The organism is Halorubrum sp. CGM5_25_10-8B (genome assembly GCF_005435095.1).
Lineage (GTDB): Archaea > Halobacteriota > Halobacteria > Halobacteriales > Haloferacaceae > Halorubrum > Halorubrum ezzemoulense.
Map to the genome: position 1 here is coordinate 1 of NZ_SGTY01000013.1, position 24244 is coordinate 24244.

A 24244-nucleotide genomic window follows, 5' to 3' on the forward strand; every position below is an offset into this window, starting at 1 on the left:
CGGTCGGCGGCTCGATCGACTACTCGATCACTTGGGACGATGTCGACGTGACAGAAGATCCAACGGCGACCGTCGCCGGTCAGACTATATCACACTCGGGCACGCTTGGACAGGGAGAGACGGTCACGGAGTCGGTCGATCTCTCGACGGGCTCTCAGTCGCTCGACGTGTCGACAGCGTATGAGGTCGGCGTCGACGCCTCATGGACGGAGGTCACCGCGACAGTAGATCCGTCGGTGACGATCGGCGGCTCGACCGTCTCTCACTCCGGGATCCTCGGTGACGGTGAGACGGTCACGGAGTCAGTCGATCTCTCGACGGGCTCACAGTCGGCGGACGTGTCGGTTAGCGGTCCTGTCAACGTCGCCGCGTCGTGGACGGAGGTCACCGCGACGCGCGATCCCGTCGTGGAATTGAACGGCGAAACCGTCTCACACAGCGGAACGCTCGCCGAGGGAGAGACGGCCTCGCTGACGCTCCCCGAGAGCGCCGTCTCAACCGGGAGCAACACGGTCTCGCTCAGTCTGTCGGCCGTCTCAGACGGACCGGGAATGCGAGCTGACCTGAGCTACTCGTTCGAGGAGCTCGATGGGACACTCGCTCCCGAGGTCGACACCGACGGCGACGGCACGCCTGAAGTCTCGTCGGGAGCAGTCCTGAGCGACGGCGAAACCGCCTCGGACACGATTCAGCCTGAGGTCGGCGACACGTGGAGCGTATCGGCGGACGGGAACGCGCCGACCGTCTCCGCGGACATCACCGAGCGCACACAGACGCGGAGTCCGACCATCGAGATCAACGGCGAGACGGTCGGTCTCGACGGCACGCTCGCCGACGGCGAGACCGCTACCCTCGACGCGAGTGCCTCGTGGCTCCAGTCGGGAACGAACTACATCACTGTCTCGACGGACTCACCGGCGAGCGGGCCGGCGTCACTCGTCACGCTCGACTACTCGCACGGCGCTGAAACGGCGACCGAAGCGACCGTCGAGGAGACGACCTGGTCGCAGACGACGACCGTCGCGAACACGTGGGCGTCGGCGCGCTCGAACGCGACAGTAACCGTCCCCATGAACGACCGCGTCGTAGACGTACGGAGCGTCGAGGTCCGTCGGAACGGCACCACGTGGGACCCGCTCGCCGCGGACCGCTACGAACTCAACGGCACGGATCTGACGGCCGAACTCGGAGACGTCGCCGAAGGCTCGATGGTCGAGGTCCGCGCGACCGGGTCGAAGGTCCGTGTTCGCGACGGCTCGGTCACCGTTCTGGAACCGACGACGTCGTCGGGCCGCCTCGACACGCGAGTCCGGATCGACGACGCCGGGCCGAACTTCGGGCTCTCGGTCGACGAGACCGTATTCAGCGACCGCGTTCACTACGCGGACAACTCGACGTGGGGCCCGCAGACCGGCGAGACGACGATCACGGCGCAGGGAGATCAGACGCTCGCGCTGCCGAACGCGACGATAGGAGCTCAGACGACCGTCCGCACGTGGCCGGTCGAGGTCGCACCCGTGACCGGGCAGGCGACCGTCGCCGGGCTCGAAGGCGACCGCTCCGAGCCGGGGATCACCGTGCGCGGTGACGGGAACAGCGACGTCGACTACACGTTTACCGGCGCCGCTGACGGGAAGCCGTACATCCTGTGGTCGCAGACGAATGAGATTGTCCGCGACGAGGGGCTCGCGTCGTCGCCGATCACGCTGACCGACGACAACTCCGACGAGACGCTCGTCTTCCTCGTCGATGACGGAAGCGCGAGCAGTTCCGGCCCGGGCGACGGTCCGACCGGGAGCGTCGGCGGCGGAGGCGCTGGCGGCGGGCCGATGGCCGGCACCGGCGGCGGCGTCCTCGCGCAGCTCCGGGGCATCGCCCCGAGCGGACAGACGCTGCTGCTCGGCGTGACGCTGCTCGGCGGGCTGTTCGTCGTCGGGCGCCGCACGGGCGTCATCACCGAGGAGCGACAGTCGGCCGCGACGAGCGCGGCGGGCTCGGCGGCGAGTACGGTCGGCGGGCTTGTCGAGCGAGCGATCGCGAACGAGATCGTCTTCGGCGTGCTGCTGCTCGCGGGCGGGGGCTGGCTGCTCGCGTCGGGCGTGCTGCCGGAGCAGACGACGCTGATCGTCTCGCTGTCGGCGGTGCCGGTCGCGATGTTCCTCGTGCTCCAGCAGTTCGACCGGTTCGACTTCCGGATTTGGGCCGGGTCGACCGCGCTCGTCGGCGTGCTCGGGCTCCAGGTGCTCGCGCCGGAGCTGTTCGAGACGATCGCCGGCGAGGCGGGCGTGATCATCGTCGCCGGCGTGCTGGCGCTGGCGTGGCGCGCGGTGTCGGCGTGGCGCGCCGAGGCGAACACGCCCGACGAGGTGAACCGCATCGAGATCTCGGGCGACGACGGGGAGAACTGATGTTCGGGTTCCTCGGCAGCCACCTCGGGCAGTCGGCGTTCGTCGGCGTCGCGGCAGTCGTCGTGCTGCTGAAGTTCCGGCGCTACCGCGCGGTCGGCGGGGCGGCGATCGGTGCGGTTTCCTCGGCAGCGACGATCGGCGTCGCAGTCCTCGTCGTGCTGTTCGCGCTCGTCGCGCTCGGCTACTGGGAGCCGCCCGTCTCGCAGATCGTGGGTGACGCGCTCGGCGCGGGCCGGGCGCTCTACGACGTCGCCGGCGAGTGGGTGCTGCGGCAGACCGTCGAGCGGCTCGAAGAGTTCGCGGCCGCGTAGCACCGCTCTCAGGATAGCGGCTGTTTCTCGGCGCCTGCTGCGTCGCTGTGCGTGTTGGAACGGATGTGTGGCGGGATGGGTGCCTAGAGTAGCTCGACAGTGAGAGAGCGAATTTTTGACTTGCCTAGATTCTTGCTTACAGATAGTTTGTTTAGCCCGTGCTGAATACAGGGCGCGAATACAACAGGGGTGCCACTCAATTACAGTCGTCTATGAACTCCGGGTGAATCCGTAGTCGGCCTGCTCACGTCGCCGTGAAACCGCTGCTGTGGTATCGAACTCGTAGCTGTCGGTGTCGTTCCACCATGACAATAGCGTCAGTATCGTTGTTACCCTCTCATTCGTCGTTTCTTCATCCACTACCGTTTCGACGACAGTAGGTAGCCAGGGTGCTTCCTCACTACTTTCAAGATCGTTTAGGTTCTCAATTCCAGCGTCGGCTAATGCCACCGTCTCTGCCTCCGGAATCACCGGTAACTCACTGAGGGCTGTCGATACCAACTCTCGACCGGGCTGAACATTTACTTCCACGGGTGGGCTGAGCAGATCTCCGTCGCTGCTCTCAAGAAGTTCAGTGGCTTCCTTGAACGCACTCCGGGCTTGTCTGAAGCGAATTCGGGCGAGAATTTCGCGATTTTGCGTATACGCAACGATACCTACCTGAAAACTGCGTTCGGCTGTATTCAGCAGTTCAATAAGCTCCGTCCGCTGTCTCTCGCGGGCTTCGATCGATTCTAGCTCCTCGCGAGTCACCTCAATGGATTCTTCGATCTCTGAGCGTATTTCAGTGTCCCCAGAATCAACTCCGCTGAGAGCGGCTTGGAATTGAGTAAGTGCCTCAGTGTAGGCGTCGGTTGCCTCATTGAAATTAGCAGTCTCTTTAGCGGTGTGTGCCTTTTTTAACAATTCTGCGCCCTCCGATTGTCGCTCTTCGATGATCGATGAGTCGTCGTTGTTATCGTCACAGTCATCGCTATCAGGCGCAGATTGCTCCTCCGCGTCCGACACTCGATTGGCGTCTGTCTCTGCTCCATCGTCTCCGGCAGGCGATCGAACGCTCGCTTGCTTCGAGCGCCTCCGGTAGAATCCGTATGTACCGAGACCCGCAAGGCCGACCGCCGGTGTCGACCACCGGATCTCCCGGTTGAACCCGAACCATCTACCAGGTTCGCCCGCCCACGCATGATGATGATTGAGCGATCCATGAACGACCCGCGAGCCCACGCTGTCAGCGTCAGTTTCTGTGTCAAACGCGTAAAGTGCACCGTCACTCGCACCGAAAAAGAGGACTCCCCCAACGACGATCGGTGAGCTGTTGATCCATGGACTGTTCCCCCATAGTCGCGGGAGTCCTCCCAGACTCACCTCCCAAGAGACCGACCCGGTCTGTGCGTCGACAGCGTAACAGATTCCCTCGTCGGAGCCAACGTAAACGGTTTCGCCGGCAACTGTTGGTGACGTATCAATCGATCTCTCGCTAATGAGACTATTCCAACGTACTTCCCCGGTTTCGGTGTCGATCGCGTAGAGAAATCCACCCGACCCGACATATGCGACCCCTTCGTGGACTGTAGGCGAGGATCCGGGCGTGTTTATGTTCGAATTATCGTGTGCCCACAACTCCTCTCCAGTCTCGGCGTCAACGGCGTACAGCACTGTATCGTCGGAGGTTGCGTAGACGGTTCCATCGACAACTGTTGGAGTAGTACCATAGTCTGCCCGATCGACACGCCACAACCGTTCACCGTTCTCGATTGAAACTGCGTGGAGACCACTCGTGTAGGTTCCGACATAGACTCGATCGTCGTGAATGACGGGTGCGCCGACGCTGTCCCCAACATAATCACGCCAGCGTAAGACGCCAGTTTCGGCGTCGATCGCGTACAACGAACCGTCGCCATGACCCGAGCCCACGTACACTGTCCCGTCGGCGACCGTCGGCGAGGACTGATCGAGGCGCGCATCAGCTTCATAAGACCACTCAAGCGATCCGTCATTCGCGCTAACGGCGTACAGGGTTTGATCTAGAGACCCATAGTATACTGTCCCATTGGAGTACGCCGGTGCCGACGCACCACTCCCACTAGCTTCGTCGAATTCCCACAAAACCGCCCCGTCATTCGCGCTAACGGCGTACAGTGACGAGCCGGAGATATACGCGGTTGCGTCGACTACCGTCGGTGACGAATCAAGGCCATTGATATCGAGATCACGCTTCCAGATTCGTCGAGTAGTGAGGAGATCCACCGCCAACTCATTGACCGATCCCGCAACACCGAGAACAGCCCCTCCTTCCAGAAGGAACGATCGTCTGGATCGCTGCTCTCGATCGACCATACGAATCATAAAGAAGTTCAAATATATTATATTTTATTGTTGGCTGTTTTAGCTCCACATTTTAACACCGATCCAGAAGTGGAAGAAACCACGATAAATTCTCTACGTACATTTCAGGAGCAGGGTTGGGTTGATGTTACTTGATCCGAGAATAATGTCACAGATCTATAGTAGTAATTGAAAACAAACGGCCCCCAGCCTCCGTATCTCGCACAGCGCTTTGGACCGGTAATGAGTGATTCATCGGCCTAGCCAGTACCTGATTCGCTTCCAATCCCCGCAGATGGAGCGGATTCATTCCCTATGGACAATCTCAACGGAGCCAAATTTTTCGCGCAGGTCGAACCCCTGTTTCGAGTGCTTCAGGTGGAACTTCTGAAAGCGGTTGCTGTGTATTTTCCCCCGAAGGGGGTGCCCTTAGGCACACTCCCTAAGGGGTCCGTCCCAGCCCATGGGATTGAACCCTGACCAGCCGCAGCGCTCGCGACGACGTCGAGGTCGATCGCGACCGCGATCGAGAGCAAAATCGGCTCAGATACCGCTCAAAACGTAACGATGTCAACAAGAAACAGGGGACAGGATAGTGTTGCCACTCAACTGTCGGTGGTCAGCGGGGGAGCTTCGACGAGAAGAGAACGTCCCCGTTGCGGTTGATCGGGCGCTGACCCGTCCGGCGACCCTCCTCCTTCTCCGTCCAGGAGAACTCGCCACTGATGAACTTCCGGTACGCCATCGAGCCCGTGTCCTCCGCGGCGTCGACGCCGGCGCGGATGAGCTTCACGAGTTCGACGCGCGAAAGCGGCTGACCGCCGAGATCGACGACCATTCCGTCGACCGACTCGGTGATCGAGATTCCGTGGCGACGAGCCCAGCGTGCGAGCGCGGAGTCCTGGTCGATCATCTCCGTCTCCGCCGACGCGAGCTGCCGCACGCCGCCGACGACCCAGTCCGTGACGTCCTCGAAGGTGTTCAGCAGGTCTTGGAACTTCTCGCGGATCAGACTGTCCTCGAACGACATCTTCGCGTTCGCGACCTCAACGAGGTCGTCGAACTTCTCGGCGGCGCGGTAGACCGTCGAGCGAGACGTGTCCGAGAGCTCGGCCAGCTGCTCGACGTCGGCGCCGTCGCCGCCATCGGTCAGCGCAGCCAGTACGGAGCGCTCGGACTCGGTGGCGTCACCGCGGGCAAAGTGCGCGACCGCCTGCTGCTCTTCGCCCTCCTGGACGCTAGGCATCTTGTTCTCTATGAGGTCAAGATCTCGCTCTGACTCGGTCGCCTCAAAGTAGTGATCCGCCGTGTAAACGCGCGGGTCAGCTCGCGTCGGGAGCCCCGCCCAGAGGAGGACGTTCACGAGCGACTCGTCGAGCTCCGTCCGCAGCGCCTCGACGTCGAACGCGCCTTCTTCGCTCCAGGGCACCGAGGAGAGGTCGGAGTACTCCTTCGACCATTGGAGCTCCAGCTTCGGGTCCGAGAGCGGATCGTCGTCCGACGACGTCTCCTCAGACCGGGCGAACTCGGGATGGTAGTACTTCACCAGCTTCCCGACGCCGTTCGGTTTCTCCGTGAGCTTCTTCCAGGTCGACTCGTCGAGCGCGACGGCGTTCCGGTGGCCGACGACCTTCTCGTTGTCCCACTTGTACTCGCCCCTCCCGCGGTTGTTCGAACCGAAGAGCGCGAGCTGGTCGAGAACGGCGCCCTGCCCGGCGACGTGCTGCTCGCCGGCGCCGCGGTCTAGGCGGAGGTACATCTCCATCTGGTAGGCGTTCGAGTGCTCGTGAACGCACTCGTCGCGGAAGTAGTGCGTACTGATGTCGAGCTCTTCGGCGAGTCGACGGAGCAGCGGGATCACTTCGTCCGGCTCTAGGTTGCTGGAGTTCGCCTGAACGCGCAGGCCGTACGGGAGATCCTCCGGCATCGACCCGATCCGTTCGCCGTCGGCCGTTCGCGCGTCCGGCACCGACGGCCGGAACTGGAACGACGCCTTCCGCTCACCGAGACCGTCCTGCGCTCGGACGGCGATCTGGTACTCGTTGAACGTCTCGTAGGGGCGCGACGGCGCCGCGATGCCGCCGGACCAGTAGTTCGTCTTGTCCGGATTGATCTCCCAGAGCTCGCCGTCGAAGACGAACGACCCGACGTCGTCGGCGATGGTGGGTTCGTACTGCGAGACGATCGCGTCGTACGGCGACAGCGAGCCGGGGTGACCGTTCTGACGAGTGTCCGGCTGCGAGAACAGCAGATGCGCACCGAACGCGTGAACACGCGGCTCGACGCACTCGATCGGCCCCTCGACATCGAAGGTCCGGTACTCGGTCGACTCCGGGCTGCTGGGGTGGACCTGCCGAGTGCCCTCGCTTGCGGCGTCGCGGAGCTCGCGCGCCTCATCGGAGTCGACGACGCCCTCGATCGAGTCCTCGTCGTCACCGGTGACGGGCTGGGCGTCGCCCAGCAGCTCGTCGAGGTCGCCCTGTGGCCCGGGTTCGAGGTAGTCGTCGCTCAAAGCTCCACCTCCTTCCGGGGAACGACCACGGCACCGCGCTCGCCGGCGGTGAACACCGCGACGAGCGGGATCCACGGCTCGCTGACGTCGAGCGCGGGCTCACCCGGATCGCGCTCGCTCGGATCGAACACATCGACGGAGGCGTGTTCCGGCGCGATCGCGAGGACGTAGCGACCGTCGCGATACCCGCGGACCGGGACCATCTCAGAGCTGACGCGGTCGATGTGGACACCGGCGATCCGGCGCCGTGGGACCAACGGTGTCCCGACCGAGTCGAGAACGACGTCCTTCGTGACCGGGTTCGCGGCGTGCTTCTCGCCAGCGACCCACCGCGCGATCGGACGACGGAGGACGATGTCGTCGGACCGCATCACTCGACCTCCGCGGGGTCGAACACGCGCGACCAGGCGAGTTGCGTCTCCCGACCGCGGCCGTCGTGCCTATCGCGCCAGCTGGAGGTCTCGTCGATAAGGTGTTCGACAGTCGTCGCGGGGACGATCTTCATCGCGATCGCCGGGCGAGCCGGGCGGGGCTCGCAAACGACGAAGACGTAGACGCCGCCGGCGTCGAGGAGCGCATCGTGCTGCGTCTCGCGGAGGCTGAAACGCCCGCGACGCTGCGCGCTCCCGTAGACCGCCATCGTGCTCTTGATCTCGACGACAGTTCCAGCTTCGAGGACACAGATTCCGACAAACGGGAGGTCTGAGCGCGGGAAGATAGCAGTCTCGGCGACAGCATCGTAGTGTTCGCTGTCCGCGGTGGATTCGAGTTCGACGACGACGTCGAAGACCTCGTGTTCGGCGTTCTCGCCAGCGCGCTTCGCGGCAGCGAGAGTATCGCTGCTCATCGGCCCAACCTCCCGGGTATCTTCGCCCTTCCGGCATTAGTCTTCGATATGACATTTATCTCACTGCCACTGTACGCCCGCACAGTCGACTCAAGAAGGAGCTTCCGAGCGATAGACGCTCGGTCGCGATCAGCGTCATCTCGCTGTTCAAATTCACCTAAGAGCAGCTGACATATTTCTGTGTTTTCGTAAGGACTATTCTTAATCCCACTGAACAATCTACTGGTGTGCTTGGCACACCATGTCAGAGGCAGGTCCTCCTGCCCGCGCTCTTCCCTCACCTCGGTTCCGGTGTGGACACGCTGATCAGCGTCTTCATGGTTTTCTCTGACTCTCTCAGTCATCACGAGGCTCACCTCCGTAGAGCGCGTGACGAGCGTCTGCGTCGAGGTCGTGAACGCCCTCGTGTTCACGGAACCAGTTCAGGAACTCGCCGGCGGACGATCGGCTGATCTCCACCGACTCCCTGGGCTCGAGATTCCGATCGACGGTCACGAATCGGACTTTCCCGTCGTCATCGGGCTCAGCGCTGTCGAACAGCGCCCAGCCGTCGACAGCGAGCGCGACGCGGCGCATCCTCTCGCCGTCGACGGAGATCTCCTCGGGGACTTCGTCGAGCGTCAGGAAGCGGTCGCCGGCGACGGCGTGGACGTCGGGGTCCTCAACGTCGTCGAGGCTACGGAGACGCTCCCAGAGCTCGCGGTTGTGATGTCGGTACCGGGCGACGTGGTACCCACAGTACGCGACGTCGCCCCCGACCTCGGGCCAGGGCAGCCGGTAACGCTGTTCGCGGTCGCAGTGGCCGCACTCGCAGAGACCGTGTTCGTCGACGGGCCCGACCTCGGGTTCGAGCGCCCGATGGGCGCCCGAGTACCACGGCTGGCTGCGCGGGCGACTCATCGGCTACCTCCGTCGGCGCGCAGGGCGGCACCGACACGCTGACCGCGGTTACGGTTCGGATCCTCGGCGGGGTCGACGAGGTCGACGTCGACGCCGGCGGCGCTGCCGCGGCTGATGCGACGGAAGCAGTCACACCCGAGGCACCGGTGTGCGACGTCGTCCTCATCACCGAAGACAGCCCGGAACCTATCAGAGACGTGACCGTCGCAGTACCGGCACTGCGCGGTTTCGTCGGAACCGCCGGGTTGGCGGTTCATAGCGCACCCCCTGAATGCGGTTTTCGGGCGTTAGAAGGTTCTGAAGCTACTGATAATGAGAACCCATAAAAAATCTGATGGGACCGCTGAGAGTCGAACTCAGGTCATACGGACCCCATCCGCATAGGATACCACTACCCCACGGTCCCTGACTACACGCTGAAAAACGACGGTCCGGTAATTAAGGACTTCGCTTCAGTCGTCGCCGTCCCGCGGGACCACGAGGTCGCCCGCGTCCCGCACCGCGAGGCTCCCGATCGCGTCGCCCTCGTAGACGGCCAGCCCCTCGGCGCGACCGAGGACGTACCCATCGCGGTCCGCCTCGACCGTCCCGCGCTCCGCGCCCGCGGCGTCGACCACGCTCGCGAGGACATCTCCCTCGTCGAACGCGTCCCCGGCCGCCACCCGGTGCCGGACGAGTCCGGAGATATCGGTCGTCGGCCCGCGGAAGCGCCGCACGGGAAACTCGACGGGGGCCGGGGCCACGCCGACCCCGGGCTCGCTGGCCGACTCGGGTACTTCGTCGAGGAGCCCGAGTTCGACGGCGACGCCGACGACGCCCGCGACGCCAGCGTCGAGGAGCGCGTCGTCGACGACGCTGTGGGCGCCGAGCTCCGCCGTGAACGCCGGGATCCCCGCCTCGTTGAGTACGGCGCCCGCGGTCGATCGCTGGAGGTTCTCTTCGACGTACTCTGCGGCGGGATACTCCCGGACCACCGGAAGCCCGAACGCCTCGACGAGTCGGCCGAGGTCCTCAGAGAGCGCGGCCGCCTCGGCCTCATTCCGTCGGTCACCGTACAGCACGCGGTCGCGGATGGCGAACGGCTCGCTACCGACGCCCGCGGTGTGACAGTCGATCAGCGCGTCCGCGGTCGCGTCGGTGCCGACCGCGTCGACTGAGAACTCGTTCCCCTCGACCGACGACTCGCCGGTGATCGCGGCGTACAGCCGGGCGTCGATCCGCTCTTGGAGCTTCGGCGGGCGGGCCGACTCCGCGTCGGCGTCCGGGAAGTGCCGGTTCGGGTCCTCGTCGGCGTAGTACGTCTCTCGCGCGTTCCGGCGCAGGCCGGCCGGGGAGACGACGGGCACGGCGACGACAACGCCGGCGAGGTCGGCGAGGCGGTCGCCGAAGGTCGCGACCGCGTCCTGGACGACCGCGACGCCCGTCGCCTCGTCGCCGTGGACGCCGCCGGTGAGCCACAGCGTCGGCCCGTCGGCGGCGCCGTTCGCGACCGCGACCGGGAGCCGTTCCGTGCCGCCGGTCGGGAGGTCCCCGACGGTGAGCCACCCGCGGTCGAGCGTTCCGGGCTCGGCGCTCGCGCTCCCGACGGCTACCACTCCGCCTCCGTCTGCGTCCGGCTCGTCCATGTCCGCATCTGGGGGCGGCGAATTTATAAAAGAACGCGCTCCAAGGCGACGACCGTCCCGTTCTCGGCGTCCGGGTCGCCGACGACGCGCCCGAGGCAGACCGCGGTGCCGTCCGGCGTGAAGCACGCGGCGAGCGGCGGGTCCGGGTCCGTGTCGCGGTCAGTCGGCGCGTCGCCATCCGTGTCGGTCGGCGCGTCGCCATCCGTGTCGGTCGGCGCGTCGCCATCCGTGTCGGTCGGCGCGTCGCTATCGTTCGACGCGTCGTCGCGGATCGCCGCCGGGATCGCCGCGTCGTCGACGTCGATCACGCCGGGCGCGTACACGGGAGCCCCGGTCGCGACGCTGCGGGCGGCCGACCGGGCGACCGTCACCGCGGGGAGGTGGGCGAGGGCGTCCTCCGCCGGGCGGACCACCTCGCGGAGGAGCGCGTCATCGCCGTCCCCGGCCCACGCGAGCGCGTCCACGAGGTCCTGAAGCGTGCGGAGGTCGCGGTCGTCGAACGGATCCGTGGCGCTGCGCCGGAGGTGTCCCATGTGCGCGCCGCCCCCCGTCGCGAGTCCGATGTCGTGACACAGCTTCCGGACGTACGTCCCCGACTCGCAGCGGATCCGGAGGAGCGCCCGGCGGTCGGCGACCTCTAGCAGGTCCAACTCGTGGACCGTCCGCGTGCGGAGCCGACGGCTCACGGCGCTCTTCCGCGGCGGCTTCTGGTAGATCTCGCCCTCGAACTCGGCGACGACTTCCCGGAAGTCCGACGGGGGTGACCCGTGGAGCTCCAGCACCGCGACGTACTCCTTCGCCCCTTCGAGGAACACCTGCGCCATGCGCGTCGCGTCGCCGGTCAGCGTGGGGAGACAGCCAGTGACCTTCGGATCGAGGGTCCCCGAGTGAGCGACGCCGCGGGTCGGCGGCCCCTCGGGGTCGAGCGTCGCGAGCGTCTCGTCTATGGCGTCCCGCACCCACGCCGACACTTGGTGCGAGGAGGGCCCGGCGGGCTTGTCGAGGTTGACGACGCCGAACCGGAGCAGCTCCGGCACCGACCGCTCTCCGGGAGGCGCTCTGAGCGGGTCGGGGTCGGCGTCGGAAGGGTCTGTCATGCGGAGGTCAGTCGCGGGTTCAGAAGTCGTACACGACGCCGTCGACGGGCGCTTTCCCCTCGTCGTCGTCGGGGTCGTACGCTTCGACGGTCGCGACGAGGACGTTGAGGAAGCGCTCGGGCCCCCAGCGGGCGGTGTTGTACGCGGCGTCGTAGATCGAGAGGTCTTCGATGTCGATGTTGTAGTACTCCCGGTACCGCTTGCGCTCGGAGGCCTCGCGGCGCTCCGTCTCCGTTCGCGCGCGGTCGGTCGGCTTCGCCTCGCGCTCCGCGATCCGCTCCGCGCGGACCGACAGCGGCGCGTCGAACCAGAACCGGAAGTCGGCGTGGTCGGCCGCGAGCCACCCGGCGAGCCGCGATTCGAGGACCACGTCGTCGCGCTCGACGGCGATCTCGCGGAGCCGGCGGTCGAGGTCGCGGTCGATCTGCGGGTCCTCCTCGGCGAACTCGTTGAACTCGACCGGCGTCATGTCGCGTTCGGCCGCCATCTCGCGGAAGATGTCGCCGCCGGAGACGTGCCCGAGACCGAGCGCGTCCGCCAGCTGGACGGCGTTGGTGCTCTTCCCGCTTCCAGGCGGGCCGGAGACGGTGATCAACATATCACCACTGCGCGGGTGTCGTTCAAAACGGTTGTCGTTCGGCTGCGGGAGCGCGCGCCCGTCGGCGCCCGTGTCGAGGACTCGCTCGCCGTCACCGACCCGGCTCGCTCACGCCTCGGGGTCGGCCGTCGCGGCCGTCATCGACCAGACGGCGACGAGGCCGAGCAGGAGCGCGGGGACAAGCGGCAGCACGAGGTACGTGGCGAAAAAGGGGAGCCCGAACCACCCGGCCGCGTACGGATACGCGTAGATGATCCCGGGGATGACGATAGCGCAGACGAAAAGCGCCGCCGTCAGCGCCCACCCCTCGCGGCCGAAGCCGTCGGCCGCCGGCTCCCGACCGGCCGACTCCGACGGCCCCGTACCGTCGGCGCCGCCGCTCTCGCCCTCCGGGGCGTGGACATAGCCGCCGTCGGTAGTGCCGTCGGCGCCCGCGGCCGCGTCGCGATCGGCCGCGTCGCCGTCGGCCGCGTCGGTCTCAGAGCTCACTGTCGGGTCTAACCACCACTTTGCCAAAGCCCTCACGGTTCTCGATCATCTCGTGTGCGCGCGCGGCCTCGCTCATCGGGAGGACCTCCCGGACGCGGGGCTCGAAGGTCCCGTCCCAGACCAGTTCCAGGACGTCGTCGACCTCGCCCGGCGTCGCCATCGTCGAGCCGATGACGGAGAGCTGGTTCCAGAAGATGCGGTTGAGCCCCGCGCCCGGGTTCGGGCCGGTGGTCGCGCCGCAGGTGACGAGCCGGCCGCCCTTCGCCATCGACTTCAGCGAGTTCGGATAGGTCGCCTCGCCGACGTGGTCGACGACGACGTCGACGCCTCGTTTGCCGGTGAGCGCCGCGATCTCGTCCGCGAAGTCGTTCGCCTCGTAGTCGATGACGTGGTCGGCGCCGCAGTCCTCGGCGTGCGCGAGCTTCTCCTCGGTGGAGGCGGTCGCGAACACCTCACAGCCCGCGTGGTCGGCGATCTGGACCGCGGCGTGGCCGACGCCGCCGGAGGCGCCCAAGACGAGCACCTTCTCGCCCGCCTCGATGTCCGCGCGCGTCTGGAGCATCCGCCACGCGGTCTGGAACACGAGCGACGCGGAGCCGGCGACCTCCCAGTCGACGCCGTCGGGGACCGGGACGAGGTTCTCGGCCGGGACCGACGCCTTCTCGGCGTGGACGCCGCGGACGTGTTCGCCGATGATGTGGAAGGAGACGCACAGCGACTCCTCGCCGTTCCGGCAGAACTCGCAGTTGCCGCAGGAGACGCCGGCGCTCACGGCGACGTGGTCCCCAGGCTCGAAGCGCGTCACGCCCTCACCGACGGCCTCCACGACGCCCGCGGCGTCGCTCCCCGGGATGTGCGGCATCTCCACGTCGATGCCGGGCATTCCGCGGCGAGTCCAGACGTCGAGGTGGTTCAACGCCCCCGCCTTGACGTCGACGAGCACCTCGCCGCGGTCGGGGTCGGGCTCGGGGAACTCGCCGTACTCGATCACGTCGCGGTCGCCGTGGTCGGCGAACTGAACGGCCTTCATATTCGGACCCTCCCGCGGGACCCACTAAACAGTACGCCTCACGGAAACGAGCGACGCGACCATCGAACCGGCGCGGCCACCAGACTGACGCGACCATCGAACCGGCGCGGCCCGCGGGACGACGCTCGCAGCCACCGTGCGAGTCGCCCACAGCGACCCGACCGTTTCGTGATGTTTAAGTACCGAAAGCGGGAGCATACGAACGCACGAACTGTAGGGGCGTCGGGCCCCGAGTCCGAGAGGGCGATGATACAACGCGGGTTGCGGTAGCCAAGCCTGGCCCAAGGCGCAGGGTTGCTAACTCTGTGGCGTCACTGCCTCCGGGGTTCGAATCCCCGCCGCAACGCTCGAACGGACGAGTACCGCCGGATCGCGCCGGTAGGGCTCACCACAACCAACACATGAGCACGGAAGAACCACAGGACGACTCGCCGGAGGAGGAGGAAGACCTCCAGTACTTCGTTCGGATCGGGGGCGCGGACCTCGACGGGACGAAGACGGTCGAGCGAAGCCTGTCCGAACTCGACGGCATCGGCACGCGCACGGCGCGGCTGGTCGCCGAGAAGGCCGACGTGGACCGAAACGCCACGTTCGGGCTCCTCGACGAGGAGGATATCGACGCGGTGGTCGACATCGCCGAGAACCTCGAAGACCACGTCCCGTCGTGGATGACGAACCGACAGAACGACTTCTTCACCGGAGAGACGACGCACCTCGTCGGCACGGACGTCAACGAGAAGCGGCGCCACGACATCAACCGGATGAAGATCATCGAATCGTACAAGGGCGTGCGCCACAAGCGCGGGCAGAAGGTCCGCGGCCAGCGCACCAAGTCCACGGGTCGCTCGGAGGGGACCATCGGGGTCAACGTCGAGGAGATCCGCGAGGAGATGGAAGACGACGAGGGCGGTGACGACGAATGAGCACCGGAAAGAACACCAAGGGCTACGAGACGCCGAACCACCCGTATCAGGGCGAGCGCATCGCCGAGGAGTCCGACCTCCTCTCGCGGTACGGTCTGAAGAACAAAGAGGAGTTCTGGCGCGCCCAGTCCGAGCTGCGCAACATGCGCCGAGAGGCCCGACGGCTGCTCGGCGAGGCGCAGGGTGACGTCGACGCCGCACAGGACGCCGGCGCGGAGTTCGTTACGCGGCTCCGCCGGATCGGCATCCTCGGCGACAACGACGACATCTCGACGGTCCTGTCGCTCGACGTGACCGACCTGCTGGAGCGTCGCCTCCAGACGGTCGTCTACCGACAGGGCTTCGCCTCCTCGACCCAGCAGGCCCGCCAGTTCATCGTCCACGGCCACATCACCGTCAACGGCGCCCGCGTCACGCGCCCGTCGGTGAAGGTGGACGTCGACGACGAGGGCGCCATCGCCTTCGACGAGACGAGCCCGCTCGCGGACGATCTCCACCCCGAGCGCGCGGAGTCACAGGAGTAACCAACCATGAGTGAATCCGAGGACGGAAAGTGGGGCATCGCCCACGTGTACGCGTCGTTCAACAACACGCTCATCACGGTCACCGACGAGACGGGCGCCGAGACGATCGCCAAGTCGTCCGGCGGCACCGTGGTGAAGCAGAACCGCGACGAGGCGTCGCCGTACGCCGCCATGCAGATGGCGGAGGTCGTCGCCGAGCGCGTCAAGGACGCCGGTCTGGAGGGCGTGCACGTTCGCGTGCGCGGTCCCGGCGGCAACCTCAACAAGTCCACCGGTCCCGGTGCGCAGGCGACGATTCGCGCGCTCTCGCGGGCGGGCGTCGAGATCGGGCGCATCGAGGACGTCACGCCGATCCCGCACGACGGGACGAAGGCGCCGAAGAACAAGCGAGTCTGACATGACCGAAGACGAATTCGACGTCCAGTACGTCGAACGGGACGAACGCAGCGCGCGGGTGCTGATCCGCGGGCTCACGCCGGCGTTCGCCAACGGCATCCGCCGCGCGATGATCGCCGACGTCCCGACGTTCTCGATCGACACCGTCCGGTTCGTCGAGAACTCCTCGGTCATGTTCGACGAGATGATCGGCCTGCGGCTGGGGCTCGTGCCCCTGACGACGCCGCTCGACGACTTCGATATCGGCGACGAGGTCACCCTCGCGCTCGACGTCGAAGGTCCGGCGACGGCGTACTCCGGCGACATCGAGAGCAGCGACCCGCTCGTCGAGGTCGCCGACGAGAACGTTCCGATCATCGAGCTGAAGGAGGGACAGCGGTTGGAGTTCGAGGCCGACGCGGTCCTCGACACCGGCAAGGAGCACGCCAAACACCAGGGCGGCGTCTCTGTCGGCTACCGCCACCTCCAGCGCGTCTCGGTCGAGGGCGACCGCGGCGAGTTCGACGACGACGAGCCGAACATCCTCCGCGGCGTCATCGAGACGCCGGACGGGGAGATCGAGCTCACGGACGAGTTCGACAACGACCTCTCGGAACGGTTCCCCGGTAAAGAGGTCGCGGTCGAGGACGTGCCGGGCGCGTTCGTCTTCCACATCGAGACGGACGGCTCGTTCGACGTCGAGGAACTGTTGCTCCGCGCGATCGACTCCATCGAGGAGCGCGCGGACGAACTACAGACGAAAGTCGCAGTATAAGGAAATGACGGCCCTTCGAACCACCCCCCTGACCGTCGCCCCCGCCGGCAGCCGCGGCGCCGCTCCGACCGACGGAGCGCCCGCGGCCGACCGCGGGGACGCCGGGACCGAAAGTGGTTTGAAGGGAGCCGGAATACGGTGGAGTGCACGCAGGGATAGCCAAGTCAGGCCAACGGCGCAGCGTTCAGGGCGCTGTCCTGTAGAGGTCCGCAGGTTCAAATCCTGCTCCCTGCACTCCGTTTTCCACGAACTCTCCGTTCAGGAGGGACAGCTATGAGTAGCAAGACGAATCCGAAACTACAGAACCTCATCGCCGATCTGAAGTCGGTCTCGCGTGACTCCGGTGCCAACGTGTGGCAGGACGTCGCCGACCGACTGGAGAAGCCACGGCGCACGCACGCTGAGGTCAACCTGGGCCGTATCGAACGATACGCGCAGGAAGACGAGACGGTCGTCGTCCCCGGCAAGGTGCTGGGCAGCGGTGTGCTCGAAACGAACGTTACCGTCGCCGCCGTCGACTTCTCCGGAACCGCCCGGACGAAGATCGACCAGGCCGGCGAAGCGGTGGCGCTGGAACAGTACGTCGAACAGAACCCCGAAGGAAGCAACGTGCGGGTGATCCGATGAGTCTCGCGAAGATCGACGCGGACGTCGTCGTCGACGCCCGCGACTGTATCCTCGGTCGCGTCTCCTCGGAGGTCGCCCAGCGCGTCCTCGCCGGGGAGACCGTCGCCGTCGTCAACGCCGAGCGCGCCGTCATCACCGGCAACGAGGAGGCGACGATGGAGACGTACCACAAGCGCGCGGAGCTCGGCTCGGACAGCGGGCCGTACTACCCCAAGCGCCCCGACCGAATCTTCAAGCGCGCCATCCGCGGCATGCTGCCGTACAAGTCGGAGGACGGCCGCGAGGCGTTCTCGAACGTGCGCGTGTACGTCGGGAACCCCTACGAGCGCGACGAGGACGTCGAGAGCGTCGTCCTCGACGGCACCTCGCTCGACCGCCTCTCGAACATCAAATTCACCACGCTCGGGGAGATCTCCGAGTCTCTGGGAGCCAACGTCACATGGTAACGAACACCTCAGGCAAGAAGAAGACGGCCGTCGCCCGCGCCACCGTGCGCGAGGGCGAGGGTCGCGTTCGCATCAACTCCCAGCCAGTCGAGCTGGTCGAACCGGAGCAGGCGCGGCTCAAGATGCTGGAGCCGTTCCGCATCGCGGGCGAGGAGCTCCGCGACGGCGTCGACATCGACATCGACGTCGAGGGCGGCGGCTTCAGCGGGCAGGCGGACGCGACGCGGACCGCCATCGCCCGCGGCCTCGTCCAGCACCTCGGTGACGCCGAGCTGCGCGACGCGTACATGAACTTCGACCGCACCCTGCTGGTCAACGACGTGCGCCAGTCCGAACCCAAGAAGTGGGGGGGACCCGGCGCGCGCGCTCGCTACCAGAAGTCCTACCGCTGAGGTGATCCAGTCATGATGATCCCCGTCCGGTGTTTCACGTGCGGCAACGTCGTGGGTGAACACTGGGAAGAGTTCAAAGAGCGGGCTCGCGAGGGCGACGAAGACCCCGGCGAGGTGCTCGACGACCTCGGGGTCGACCGGCACTGCTGCCGGCGCATGCTGGTGAGCCACCGCGACCTCGTGGACGTCGTCTCGCCGTACCAGTAACAATGTCAGGACAGCGATACAATCGATACGAGAAGGCACGCATCCTCGGCGCGCGAGCGCTACAGGTGTCCTACGGGGCGCCCGTGCTGATCGACACGGACCAGACGGAGCCGATACTCGTCGCCGCGGAGGAGTACGACGCGGGCGCGCTCCCGTTCACCGTGCGGAGGGAATCCAACTAATGACCCGAATTACCAGCGTCTCGTTGCGTCGCGTGCTCGACTCGCGCGGAAACCCGACGGTCGAGGCCGACGTGCTCACCGAGTCCGGCGGCTTCGGCCGTGGGGCGGCGCCTAGCGGGGCCTCGACCGGGGAGTACGAAGCGATCGAACTGCCGGCGAGCGAGTCCATCGCGAAGGCCCGCGAACACGCGGTCCCGCGCCTCGAGGGCGTCTACGCCGGCGACCAGCGCGCGGTCGACAACGCGCTCCGCGCCGCCGACGGGACGGACGACTTCTCCGCCATCGGCGCCAACAGCGCGGTCGCCATCTCGATGGCGGCCGCGAAGGCCGCCGCCGACGTGCTCGGCGCACCGCTGTACCAGCACCTCGGCGGGGCGTTCCGCGGCGAGAACTTCCCGATCCCGCTTGGCAACGTCGTCGGCGGCGGAGAGCACGCCAAGGAGGCGACCCACATTCAGGAGTTCCTCGCGGCGCCCGTCGGCGCGCCGAGCGTCTCGGAGGCCGTCTTCGCGAACGCCGCGGTCCACGCGGCGGTCGCGGACGTGTTAGACGAGCGCGGCGTGCCCGCGGCGAAGGGCGACGAGGGCGCGTGGGCGCCCCCCATCTCGGACGCCGACGCGTTCGAGGTCGTCGACGAGGCGGTCGACCGCGTCGAGGAGGACGTGGGCTTCGAGATCCGCTTCGGTCTCGACATGGCCGCGGCCGAACTGTACGACGACGAGGCCGAGGCGTACGTCTACGGCGACGAGACGAAGTCGGCCGACGAGCAGATCGAGTACGTCGCCGGCCTCGTCGACGAGTACGACCTCGCGTACGTCGAGGACCCGCTCGACGAGAACGACTACGAGGCGTTCGCGGACCTGACCGACCGGGTCGGCGACCGGACGCTGATCTGCGGGGACGACCTGTTCGTCACCAACGTCGAGCGGCTCCAGGACGGCATCGACGCCGGCGCGGCCAACAGCATCCTCATCAAGCCGAACCAGATCGGGACGCTGTCGGACGCGTTCGACGCCGTCGAGCTCGCCGCCCGCAACGGGTACGAGACGGTCATCTCTCACCGTTCGGGCGAGACCGAGGACACCACCATCGCACACCTCGCCGTGGCGACCGACGCCGGTTACATCAAGACCGGGACGGTCGGCGGCGAGCGAACCGCCAAGCTGAACGAACTGGTCCGCATCGCGGACGACGCGGTATGACGGGCCCACACCACGCATGAGCGAAGACAACGACGCGGTCGAACTCGACGACGACGCGGAGACCGAGGCGGTCGACGCGGCGGTCGAGGAGGAGGCCGACACGACCGAGGAACCGACCGCCGACGCGGCCGAGACGGCCGCCGACGCCGAGAGCGAGACCGCCGCGGGCGACGACGAAGCGGACGAGGAGGAGGCCTCCCCGTTCGACGACGACGTCATGCCCGACGACGACGTCGACCTGCTGATCCCCGTCGAGGACTACCTCTCCGCGGGTGTCCACATCGGGACCCAGCAGAAGACGAAGGACATGGAGCGGTTCATCCACCGCGTCCGCGACGACGGGCTGTACGTCCTCGACGTGAGCCTGACCGACCAGCGGATCCGCACGGCCGCGGACTTCCTCGCGAACTACAACCCCGAGCAGATCCTCGTCACATCCTCGCGGCAGTACGGTCGGTTCCCGGCCGAGAAGTTCGCGGACGCCATCGGCGCCCGCGCCCGCACCGGTCGCTTCATTCCGGGCACGCTGACGAACCCCGACTACGCCGGCTACATCGAGCCGGACGTGGTCGTGGTCACCGACCCCATCGGCGACGCGCAGGCCGTCAAAGAGGCCATCACCGTCGGTATCCCGGTGATCGCGATGTGCGACTCCAACAACCAACTGTCGAACGTCGACCTCGTCATCCCGACGAACAACAAGGGTCGGCGCGCGCTGTCGGTCGTCTACTGGCTCCTCGCCAACGAGACGCTCGACCGCCGCGGCGCCGACACGGTGTTCGCCCTCGAAGACTTCGAGGACGAGCTCTAAGCCGGCCGCGTTTTTCTTCGACGCTTCCTGTTTCGTCCGTTCACCGCTCGGAGAGCCGTCGGCGAATCGATCCGCGGCGCGACGCGCTCAGACGATATCGGGCGTGAACGGGTACGAATAGACCCGCCCGTCGTTGGCCTTCACCGTTGCCACGAGGACCAAGACTAGGTCGACGACGCCGATAATCGGGAACAGCAGGAGGCCGATGAACACGAAGCTCAGGACGGCGGCAATCATGAGCGCGGCGAAGACGACGATCTGGAAGTTCAGCGAATTCTTCGCGTTCCGCTCGACGAGTTCGTCGTTGTCGTCCGCGAGGATCAGGAAGAGAATCGGGCCGAGGAACGACGCGAAGAGCGACGAGGCGTGCGACAGCGCCGCTAGCGTCGTGTCCCCGTCGACGGTCCCGTCGCCGGTCTCAGTTGCTGTGGTTGACATAGCGGGATGGCGGTTTCGGAGCAGATTGATAAATTTTCGGAGACCGACCGGAATACACGGAGGCGGCAGTCGACAGCCACGCTCAAGCCGGCGCCCGTCGCCGACTGCGACCGATCGGTCGTCGGTCGGTCCCCCGCTCAGTCGGGCGTCGACCGATCCCCCGCTCAGTCGGTCGTCGACGGCTCGCTGTCGGTCGGTTCGTCGACCGCCCCGCCCGTCGTCTCCTCGGGCACGTCGTGGGTCCACCGCGGCTCTATCTCTCGGTTCGCCATCACGATCCGGTCGCCGCCGTCGGTGTCGATCCGCGTCTTCCGGAGTTCGATGGCGGCGACCGTTCCCGTCACGCCCTTCGACTCGACGCGGTAGCCGACGTTGAAGTCCGGGTCCCGCAGGAGGTAGACGCCCGCCACCGTGTCCTCGATCATCTCGGAGAGCGCGTAGGAGACCCCGAGGGCGATGAAGCCGACAGCGGTGCCGAGGCTCGCCGCGATGTCGCCCATGCCGACGACCTTCAGGAACGTGAGCGCGACGCCGAACCAGAGGAACACAGAGACGAGCGTGACGATGAGGTCGCCGACCAGTTCGCGGTCGCCGACGTACAGCCGTTCGATCGACCCGCGGACGACCGAGAGGACGACCCGCACCGTCAGGTACGCCAGCGCGAGGAAGATCAGCCCCGAGAGCAGCCGCGGGACCGCCACGACCAGCCCCTCGACGAAGTTCGAGAGCGAGCGGGAGACGAGCGACGGGATCTGCGTCATGCCGAACCGCACACGGCGGAGAGTAGAAAAGGTGAGGGCGCCGCCGGCTCAGTTCGCGGCCTCGTCGCCGGTCGCCCCGTCCTCGGACAGCGCCGACCGAGCCTCCGCGACGGTCTCGTCCACGCGAGCCCACGCGACGGGCGGCTCGACCGCCTCGAGCTCCGCGTCGAGCGCGTCGAGCCGCTCGCCGAACTCGCCGTCCCGGCCCGGCCGGTCGCCGAGCGCGTCGGCGTGCTCCGCGACCGCGGATTCGAGATCGTCGATCCGCGCGTCCACGTCGTCCGGGAAGGGGGCGCCGTCGCGGTGGGCCCACGCGCGGAGGTCGTCGGCCTCGGCTCGGAGGTCGGCGACGACGAGGTCGAGGACGCGCGTCTGGACGGCGGCGTCGAACCGCCGTCCTGGGTCCGGGTCGTCCGCGTCCCGCAGCGACTCGACGGTCTCGGTGAGGGCCGCAGCGGACTCCTCGGCGGCCTCGACTTCGTCCACGAGCGCGCCGTGGCGTCGGTTGGCCGAGCGGAGCCACGCCTCGAACGCCTCCAGTTCGGTTTCGAGGTCGTGGGCGACGCGGACGATGTCCTGCGCCTCGGTGGTTATCTCGTGGAGGGCAACCGCGGCGCGGTACACCGCCACCGGCTCGGCCAGCCCCGACCGCGCCGCGCCGAGCTCGTCGCCGAGCGCCTCCACCTCCGCACGGAGGTCGTCCAGCCGGTCCCCGAACGCCCGCCGGCGGACTGTGACGACCTCGAGGTCCGGCGCGTCGTCGGCGGCGGTCGCCTCGTCGTGGGTCCGCGTCGCGAGGTCGACCCGCGTCTCCGCTGTCGCGAGTATCTGCGACACGTCGGTGACGCTCGACTCGATCGCCGCGGACGTCACCCTCCCGTCGTCGGTGAAGGGTTCGAGCCAGGTCCGGATCGACTCCGGTTCCTCGCCGGTCCGGTCGGCCACAGACTCGACGAGTTCGTCGAGGGGCGTCTCCGCGGGCGCGCTCTCACTCATACGGCCGGATTCGGCGTAGTACGGTGTATACCTTCCTAAGAGCGGTGTGTTCGGGGACAGAGGCGAACAGAGCGGTACGTGGTGGTATATAGCTGTCAGAACCGTCTCTTGTACTCACCACCGATACTGTGGACTCTTCGCGTGACAAGAGGTGACTATATTAAAAATATAAACCAGTTTAATAGACTTGCCCGTTGCCACGCCTGATGTCAGACCGGAACTGGGTCGACGGCGGCGTGTCGCGGCGGAAAGTTCTCATCACGTCCGGAGCGCTCGGAACCGCCGGGTTGGCGGGCTGTAGCGGAAGCAGCGACGGCGGCTCCGGCGGCGACGGCGGCGACGGTGGCTCCGGCGGCTCCGGTGGCGACGGCGACGACGGCTCCGGGCAGAGCACGGCGCTGCTCAACGCCGAGGGCTCCTCGACGGTGTACCCAATCTCGAACACGGGGAGCTCATACTGGAACTCCAACGCCCCGCCGAGCGACGGCGAGTACTGGGGCGCGAACGACGAGGGCTCGGTGCCCGGCTGGGACCAGCTCTCCGCCGACGGCGCGGACGACATGCTCATCGCCGACTACTTCGCAGCGAAGTTCGGCTTCGAGCCGACCGATCAGCGCTCTTCGCCGCCGTTCCCGACGACGGTCGGCCTGAGCCACTCCGGGACCGGCTGTGAGGCCGTCACTGACGGCCTCGTCGACATCGGCAACTCCTCCGGGCCGATCACGGCGGAGCTCGACTGGACCGAGGAGAAGGCCCAGAACACAGTCGTCGACAACGTTGTCGGTCGCGATGGCCAGCCGGTCGTCGTCAGCTCCGACGTCTCCGACGCCGGCGTCGCGCAGCTGACCGGCGAGGAGATCCGCGGCATCTACCAGAACGAGATCACCAACTGGAACGAGATCGACGGGGTCGACTACGATCAGGAGATCTACGCTATCGGCCGCGCCGAGGGCTCCGGGACGGACACCTCGTTCCGCCTGAACATGCTCGGCGCCGCCGACGCCTCGATGTCGGGCGTCGACACGCGCTTCGGGCAGAACCAGCAGGTCGCGCAGGCCGTCTCCCAGAACGAGGGCGCCATCGCGTACATGGCGCTCGCGTTCACCAGCGAAACGGTCATCCCGATCTCCATCGAGTTCGACGGCACGCTGTACGAGACCAGCCGCGACGCGGAGAACACCATCTTCGACAGCGAGTACCCGCTCAACCGCGACCTCCACATGTACACGCTCATCGAGGAGAACAACCCCGAAGCCGGCGGCTACGACCGGCGCGAGGCGGCGTTCGTCAATATGTTCCTCAACGAGTTCGGACAGAGCGTCTTCGTCGAGGGGAACAACTACATCCCGCTCCCGACGAGCGACCTCCAGTCGATGAAAGACAAGGTCTCGTCCGTCGCCACGGAGGATCTCATCTCGCCGTAGTCCGACGACCGACGGTCGA

At 66.7% G+C, this 24244-nt stretch carries 28 protein-coding genes and 3 tRNA genes; 16 read left to right on the forward strand and 15 right to left on the reverse strand.

What is annotated here, in order from left to right; translation table 11 throughout:
- Together EXE51_RS17545 and EXE51_RS12550 are read left to right on the forward strand one after the other, a co-directional pair.
- The coding region (locus EXE51_RS17545; protein ID WP_158413895.1) for a hypothetical protein at positions 1-2408 on the forward strand (2408 nt) is incomplete at its 5' end.
- Positions 2408-2719, forward strand: coding sequence for a hypothetical protein (locus tag EXE51_RS12550; RefSeq protein WP_137692783.1), 312 nt, complete (start codon positions 2408-2410; stop codon positions 2717-2719). The genes EXE51_RS17545 and EXE51_RS12550, both read left to right, overlap by 1 nt.
- Before the next feature lie 210 nt (positions 2720-2929).
- Here EXE51_RS12550 and EXE51_RS12555 read toward each other — a convergent pair whose 3' ends face one another.
- The 12 genes from EXE51_RS12555 to EXE51_RS12610 form a co-directional block, all read right to left on the reverse strand.
- Positions 2930-5056: a PQQ-binding-like beta-propeller repeat protein gene (locus EXE51_RS12555; RefSeq protein WP_158413896.1), complete on the reverse strand. Its 2127-nt coding sequence runs from the start codon at positions 5054-5056 to the stop codon at positions 2930-2932.
- A 607-nt stretch (positions 5057-5663) separates the two neighbouring features.
- Positions 5664-7556 carry a hypothetical protein gene (locus EXE51_RS12560; RefSeq protein WP_137692785.1) on the reverse strand — a complete coding sequence of 631 codons (1893 nt, stop codon included), beginning with the start codon at positions 7554-7556 and terminating at the stop codon, positions 5664-5666.
- Positions 7553-7927 (reverse strand): hypothetical protein, encoded by a 375-nt coding sequence (locus EXE51_RS12565; protein WP_137692786.1) that lies wholly within the window; start codon positions 7925-7927, stop codon positions 7553-7555. The genes EXE51_RS12560 and EXE51_RS12565 overlap by 4 nt, the downstream gene beginning before the upstream one ends.
- Positions 7927-8403: a hypothetical protein gene (locus EXE51_RS12570; protein WP_137692787.1), complete on the reverse strand. Its 477-nt coding sequence runs from the start codon at positions 8401-8403 to the stop codon at positions 7927-7929. The genes EXE51_RS12565 and EXE51_RS12570 overlap by 1 nt, the downstream gene beginning before the upstream one ends.
- Before the next feature lie 336 nt (positions 8404-8739).
- Complete coding sequence (locus EXE51_RS12575) at positions 8740-9303, reverse strand: hypothetical protein (RefSeq protein ID WP_137692788.1); 564 nt, start codon at positions 9301-9303, stop codon at positions 8740-8742.
- On the reverse strand, positions 9300-9560 hold the full coding sequence (locus tag EXE51_RS12580) for a hypothetical protein (protein WP_086219721.1): 261 nt from the start codon (positions 9558-9560) through the stop codon (positions 9300-9302). Before EXE51_RS12580 ends, EXE51_RS12575 begins: the two co-directional genes overlap by 4 nt.
- A gap of 78 nt (positions 9561-9638) precedes the next feature.
- Positions 9639-9709 (reverse strand) — tRNA-Pro (locus tag EXE51_RS12585).
- Positions 9710-9755: 46 nt separating this feature from the next.
- Positions 9756-10928 carry a succinylglutamate desuccinylase/aspartoacylase family protein gene (locus EXE51_RS12590; RefSeq protein WP_086219722.1) on the reverse strand — a complete coding sequence of 391 codons (1173 nt, stop codon included), beginning with the start codon at positions 10926-10928 and terminating at the stop codon, positions 9756-9758.
- A 23-nt stretch (positions 10929-10951) separates the two neighbouring features.
- Positions 10952-12025 (reverse strand): RNA-guided pseudouridylation complex pseudouridine synthase subunit Cbf5, encoded by a 1074-nt coding sequence (locus EXE51_RS12595; protein ID WP_137692789.1) that lies wholly within the window; start codon positions 12023-12025, stop codon positions 10952-10954.
- Positions 12026-12044: 19 nt separating this feature from the next.
- Positions 12045-12623 carry a (d)CMP kinase gene (gene cmk / locus EXE51_RS12600; RefSeq protein ID WP_086219724.1) on the reverse strand — a complete coding sequence of 193 codons (579 nt, stop codon included), beginning with the start codon at positions 12621-12623 and terminating at the stop codon, positions 12045-12047.
- Positions 12624-12731: 108 nt separating this feature from the next.
- A complete protein-coding gene (locus tag EXE51_RS12605; protein WP_049930730.1) occupies positions 12732-13112 on the reverse strand; it encodes a hypothetical protein in 381 nt (126 codons plus the stop codon).
- On the reverse strand, positions 13102-14142 hold the full coding sequence (locus EXE51_RS12610) for a zinc-binding dehydrogenase (protein WP_086215735.1): 1041 nt from the start codon (positions 14140-14142) through the stop codon (positions 13102-13104). The genes EXE51_RS12605 and EXE51_RS12610 overlap by 11 nt, the downstream gene beginning before the upstream one ends.
- 260 nt (positions 14143-14402) lie before the next feature.
- Between EXE51_RS12610 and EXE51_RS12615 the strand changes: the two genes are divergently transcribed.
- From EXE51_RS12615 to rpsB, 13 genes are all read left to right on the forward strand, one after another.
- Positions 14403-14488 (forward strand) — tRNA-Ser (locus tag EXE51_RS12615).
- Positions 14489-14543: 55 nt separating this feature from the next.
- Positions 14544-15065, forward strand: a complete 522-nt coding sequence (locus tag EXE51_RS12620; protein WP_049930734.1) for a 30S ribosomal protein S13 — start codon at positions 14544-14546, stop codon at positions 15063-15065.
- Entirely contained in the window at positions 15062-15589 is a 528-nt protein-coding gene (locus EXE51_RS12625) for a 30S ribosomal protein S4 (protein ID WP_006112313.1), read from the forward strand. Before EXE51_RS12620 ends, EXE51_RS12625 begins: the two co-directional genes overlap by 4 nt.
- A gap of 6 nt (positions 15590-15595) precedes the next feature.
- Positions 15596-15985, forward strand: a complete 390-nt coding sequence (locus EXE51_RS12630) for a 30S ribosomal protein S11 (protein WP_004046448.1) — start codon at positions 15596-15598, stop codon at positions 15983-15985.
- Between the two features lies 1 nt (position 15986).
- Positions 15987-16739 (forward strand): DNA-directed RNA polymerase subunit D, encoded by a 753-nt coding sequence (locus tag EXE51_RS12635; RefSeq protein WP_049930736.1) that lies wholly within the window; start codon positions 15987-15989, stop codon positions 16737-16739.
- Between the two features lie 149 nt (positions 16740-16888).
- Positions 16889-16973: transfer RNA gene (locus EXE51_RS12640), tRNA-Leu, on the forward strand.
- Between the two features lie 39 nt (positions 16974-17012).
- Complete coding sequence (locus tag EXE51_RS12645; protein ID WP_049930739.1) at positions 17013-17366, forward strand: 50S ribosomal protein L18e; 354 nt, start codon at positions 17013-17015, stop codon at positions 17364-17366.
- Positions 17363-17812 carry a 50S ribosomal protein L13 gene (locus tag EXE51_RS12650; protein WP_008367868.1) on the forward strand — a complete coding sequence of 150 codons (450 nt, stop codon included), beginning with the start codon at positions 17363-17365 and terminating at the stop codon, positions 17810-17812. Before EXE51_RS12645 ends, EXE51_RS12650 begins: the two co-directional genes overlap by 4 nt.
- Positions 17806-18204, forward strand: a complete 399-nt coding sequence (locus EXE51_RS12655; protein WP_004595258.1) for a 30S ribosomal protein S9 — start codon at positions 17806-17808, stop codon at positions 18202-18204. The genes EXE51_RS12650 and EXE51_RS12655 overlap by 7 nt, the downstream gene beginning before the upstream one ends.
- Positions 18205-18216: 12 nt before the next feature.
- Positions 18217-18411, forward strand: a complete 195-nt coding sequence (locus EXE51_RS12660) for a DNA-directed RNA polymerase subunit N (RefSeq protein WP_006628058.1) — start codon at positions 18217-18219, stop codon at positions 18409-18411.
- Between the two features lie 2 nt (positions 18412-18413).
- Positions 18414-18593: a DNA-directed RNA polymerase subunit K gene (locus EXE51_RS12665; protein WP_049930742.1), complete on the forward strand. Its 180-nt coding sequence runs from the start codon at positions 18414-18416 to the stop codon at positions 18591-18593.
- A complete protein-coding gene (gene eno, locus EXE51_RS12670) occupies positions 18593-19795 on the forward strand; it encodes a phosphopyruvate hydratase (protein ID WP_089308632.1) in 1203 nt (400 codons plus the stop codon). Before EXE51_RS12665 ends, eno begins: the two co-directional genes overlap by 1 nt.
- A 16-nt stretch (positions 19796-19811) precedes the next feature.
- Positions 19812-20606 (forward strand): 30S ribosomal protein S2, encoded by a 795-nt coding sequence (rpsB, locus tag EXE51_RS12675; protein ID WP_049930745.1) that lies wholly within the window; start codon positions 19812-19814, stop codon positions 20604-20606.
- 87 nt (positions 20607-20693) lie between these two features.
- Here the strand turns inward: rpsB and EXE51_RS12680 are convergent, their stop codons facing one another.
- From EXE51_RS12680 to EXE51_RS12690, 3 genes are all read right to left on the reverse strand, one after another.
- Positions 20694-21044, reverse strand: coding sequence for a DUF4870 domain-containing protein (locus EXE51_RS12680; RefSeq protein ID WP_049930746.1), 351 nt, complete (start codon positions 21042-21044; stop codon positions 20694-20696).
- Between the two features lie 164 nt (positions 21045-21208).
- Positions 21209-21805 (reverse strand): mechanosensitive ion channel domain-containing protein, encoded by a 597-nt coding sequence (locus EXE51_RS12685; protein ID WP_094582336.1) that lies wholly within the window; start codon positions 21803-21805, stop codon positions 21209-21211.
- 48 nt (positions 21806-21853) lie between these two features.
- Positions 21854-22801 carry a halo transducer protein gene (locus tag EXE51_RS12690; RefSeq protein ID WP_137692790.1) on the reverse strand — a complete coding sequence of 316 codons (948 nt, stop codon included), beginning with the start codon at positions 22799-22801 and terminating at the stop codon, positions 21854-21856.
- A gap of 206 nt (positions 22802-23007) precedes the next feature.
- Between EXE51_RS12690 and EXE51_RS12695 the strand changes: the two genes are divergently transcribed.
- Positions 23008-24225 (forward strand): PstS family phosphate ABC transporter substrate-binding protein, encoded by a 1218-nt coding sequence (locus tag EXE51_RS12695; protein WP_094552248.1) that lies wholly within the window; start codon positions 23008-23010, stop codon positions 24223-24225.
- Positions 24226-24244 lie beyond the last annotated feature (19 nt).

Coding starts and splice junctions, on each gene's coding strand:
- EXE51_RS12685 (WP_094582336.1), bottom strand. CDS start 21,805: ATGACGCAGATCCCGTCGCTCGTCTCCCGCTCGCTCTCGAACTTCGTC.
- EXE51_RS12550 (WP_137692783.1), top strand. CDS start 2,408: ATGTTCGGGTTCCTCGGCAGCCACCTCGGGCAGTCGGCGTTCGTCGGC.
- EXE51_RS12690 (WP_137692790.1), bottom strand. CDS start 22,801: ATGAGTGAGAGCGCGCCCGCGGAGACGCCCCTCGACGAACTCGTCGAG.
- EXE51_RS12555 (WP_158413896.1), bottom strand. CDS start 5,056: ATGGTCGATCGAGAGCAGCGATCCAGACGATCGTTCCTTCTGGAAGGA.
- EXE51_RS12570 (WP_137692787.1), bottom strand. CDS start 8,403: ATGAGCAGCGATACTCTCGCTGCCGCGAAGCGCGCTGGCGAGAACGCC.
- EXE51_RS12630 (WP_004046448.1), top strand. CDS start 15,596: ATGAGTGAATCCGAGGACGGAAAGTGGGGCATCGCCCACGTGTACGCG.
- EXE51_RS12645 (WP_049930739.1), top strand. CDS start 17,013: ATGAGTAGCAAGACGAATCCGAAACTACAGAACCTCATCGCCGATCTG.
- EXE51_RS12660 (WP_006628058.1), top strand. CDS start 18,217: ATGATGATCCCCGTCCGGTGTTTCACGTGCGGCAACGTCGTGGGTGAA.
- EXE51_RS12635 (WP_049930736.1), top strand. CDS start 15,987: ATGACCGAAGACGAATTCGACGTCCAGTACGTCGAACGGGACGAACGC.
- EXE51_RS12580 (WP_086219721.1), bottom strand. CDS start 9,560: ATGAACCGCCAACCCGGCGGTTCCGACGAAACCGCGCAGTGCCGGTAC.
- EXE51_RS12575 (WP_137692788.1), bottom strand. CDS start 9,303: ATGAGTCGCCCGCGCAGCCAGCCGTGGTACTCGGGCGCCCATCGGGCG.
- EXE51_RS12590 (WP_086219722.1), bottom strand. CDS start 10,928: ATGGACGAGCCGGACGCAGACGGAGGCGGAGTGGTAGCCGTCGGGAGC.
- eno (WP_089308632.1), top strand. CDS start 18,593: ATGACCCGAATTACCAGCGTCTCGTTGCGTCGCGTGCTCGACTCGCGC.
- EXE51_RS12665 (WP_049930742.1), top strand. CDS start 18,414: ATGTCAGGACAGCGATACAATCGATACGAGAAGGCACGCATCCTCGGC.
- EXE51_RS12595 (WP_137692789.1), bottom strand. CDS start 12,025: ATGACAGACCCTTCCGACGCCGACCCCGACCCGCTCAGAGCGCCTCCC.
- EXE51_RS12680 (WP_049930746.1), bottom strand. CDS start 21,044: ATGTCAACCACAGCAACTGAGACCGGCGACGGGACCGTCGACGGGGAC.
- EXE51_RS12565 (WP_137692786.1), bottom strand. CDS start 7,927: ATGCGGTCCGACGACATCGTCCTCCGTCGTCCGATCGCGCGGTGGGTC.
- rpsB (WP_049930745.1), top strand. CDS start 19,812: ATGAGCGAAGACAACGACGCGGTCGAACTCGACGACGACGCGGAGACC.
- EXE51_RS12650 (WP_008367868.1), top strand. CDS start 17,363: ATGAGTCTCGCGAAGATCGACGCGGACGTCGTCGTCGACGCCCGCGAC.
- EXE51_RS12695 (WP_094552248.1), top strand. CDS start 23,008: ATGTCAGACCGGAACTGGGTCGACGGCGGCGTGTCGCGGCGGAAAGTT.
- EXE51_RS12625 (WP_006112313.1), top strand. CDS start 15,062: ATGAGCACCGGAAAGAACACCAAGGGCTACGAGACGCCGAACCACCCG.
- EXE51_RS12655 (WP_004595258.1), top strand. CDS start 17,806: ATGGTAACGAACACCTCAGGCAAGAAGAAGACGGCCGTCGCCCGCGCC.
- cmk (WP_086219724.1), bottom strand. CDS start 12,623: ATGTTGATCACCGTCTCCGGCCCGCCTGGAAGCGGGAAGAGCACCAAC.
- EXE51_RS12610 (WP_086215735.1), bottom strand. CDS start 14,142: ATGAAGGCCGTTCAGTTCGCCGACCACGGCGACCGCGACGTGATCGAG.
- EXE51_RS12620 (WP_049930734.1), top strand. CDS start 14,544: ATGAGCACGGAAGAACCACAGGACGACTCGCCGGAGGAGGAGGAAGAC.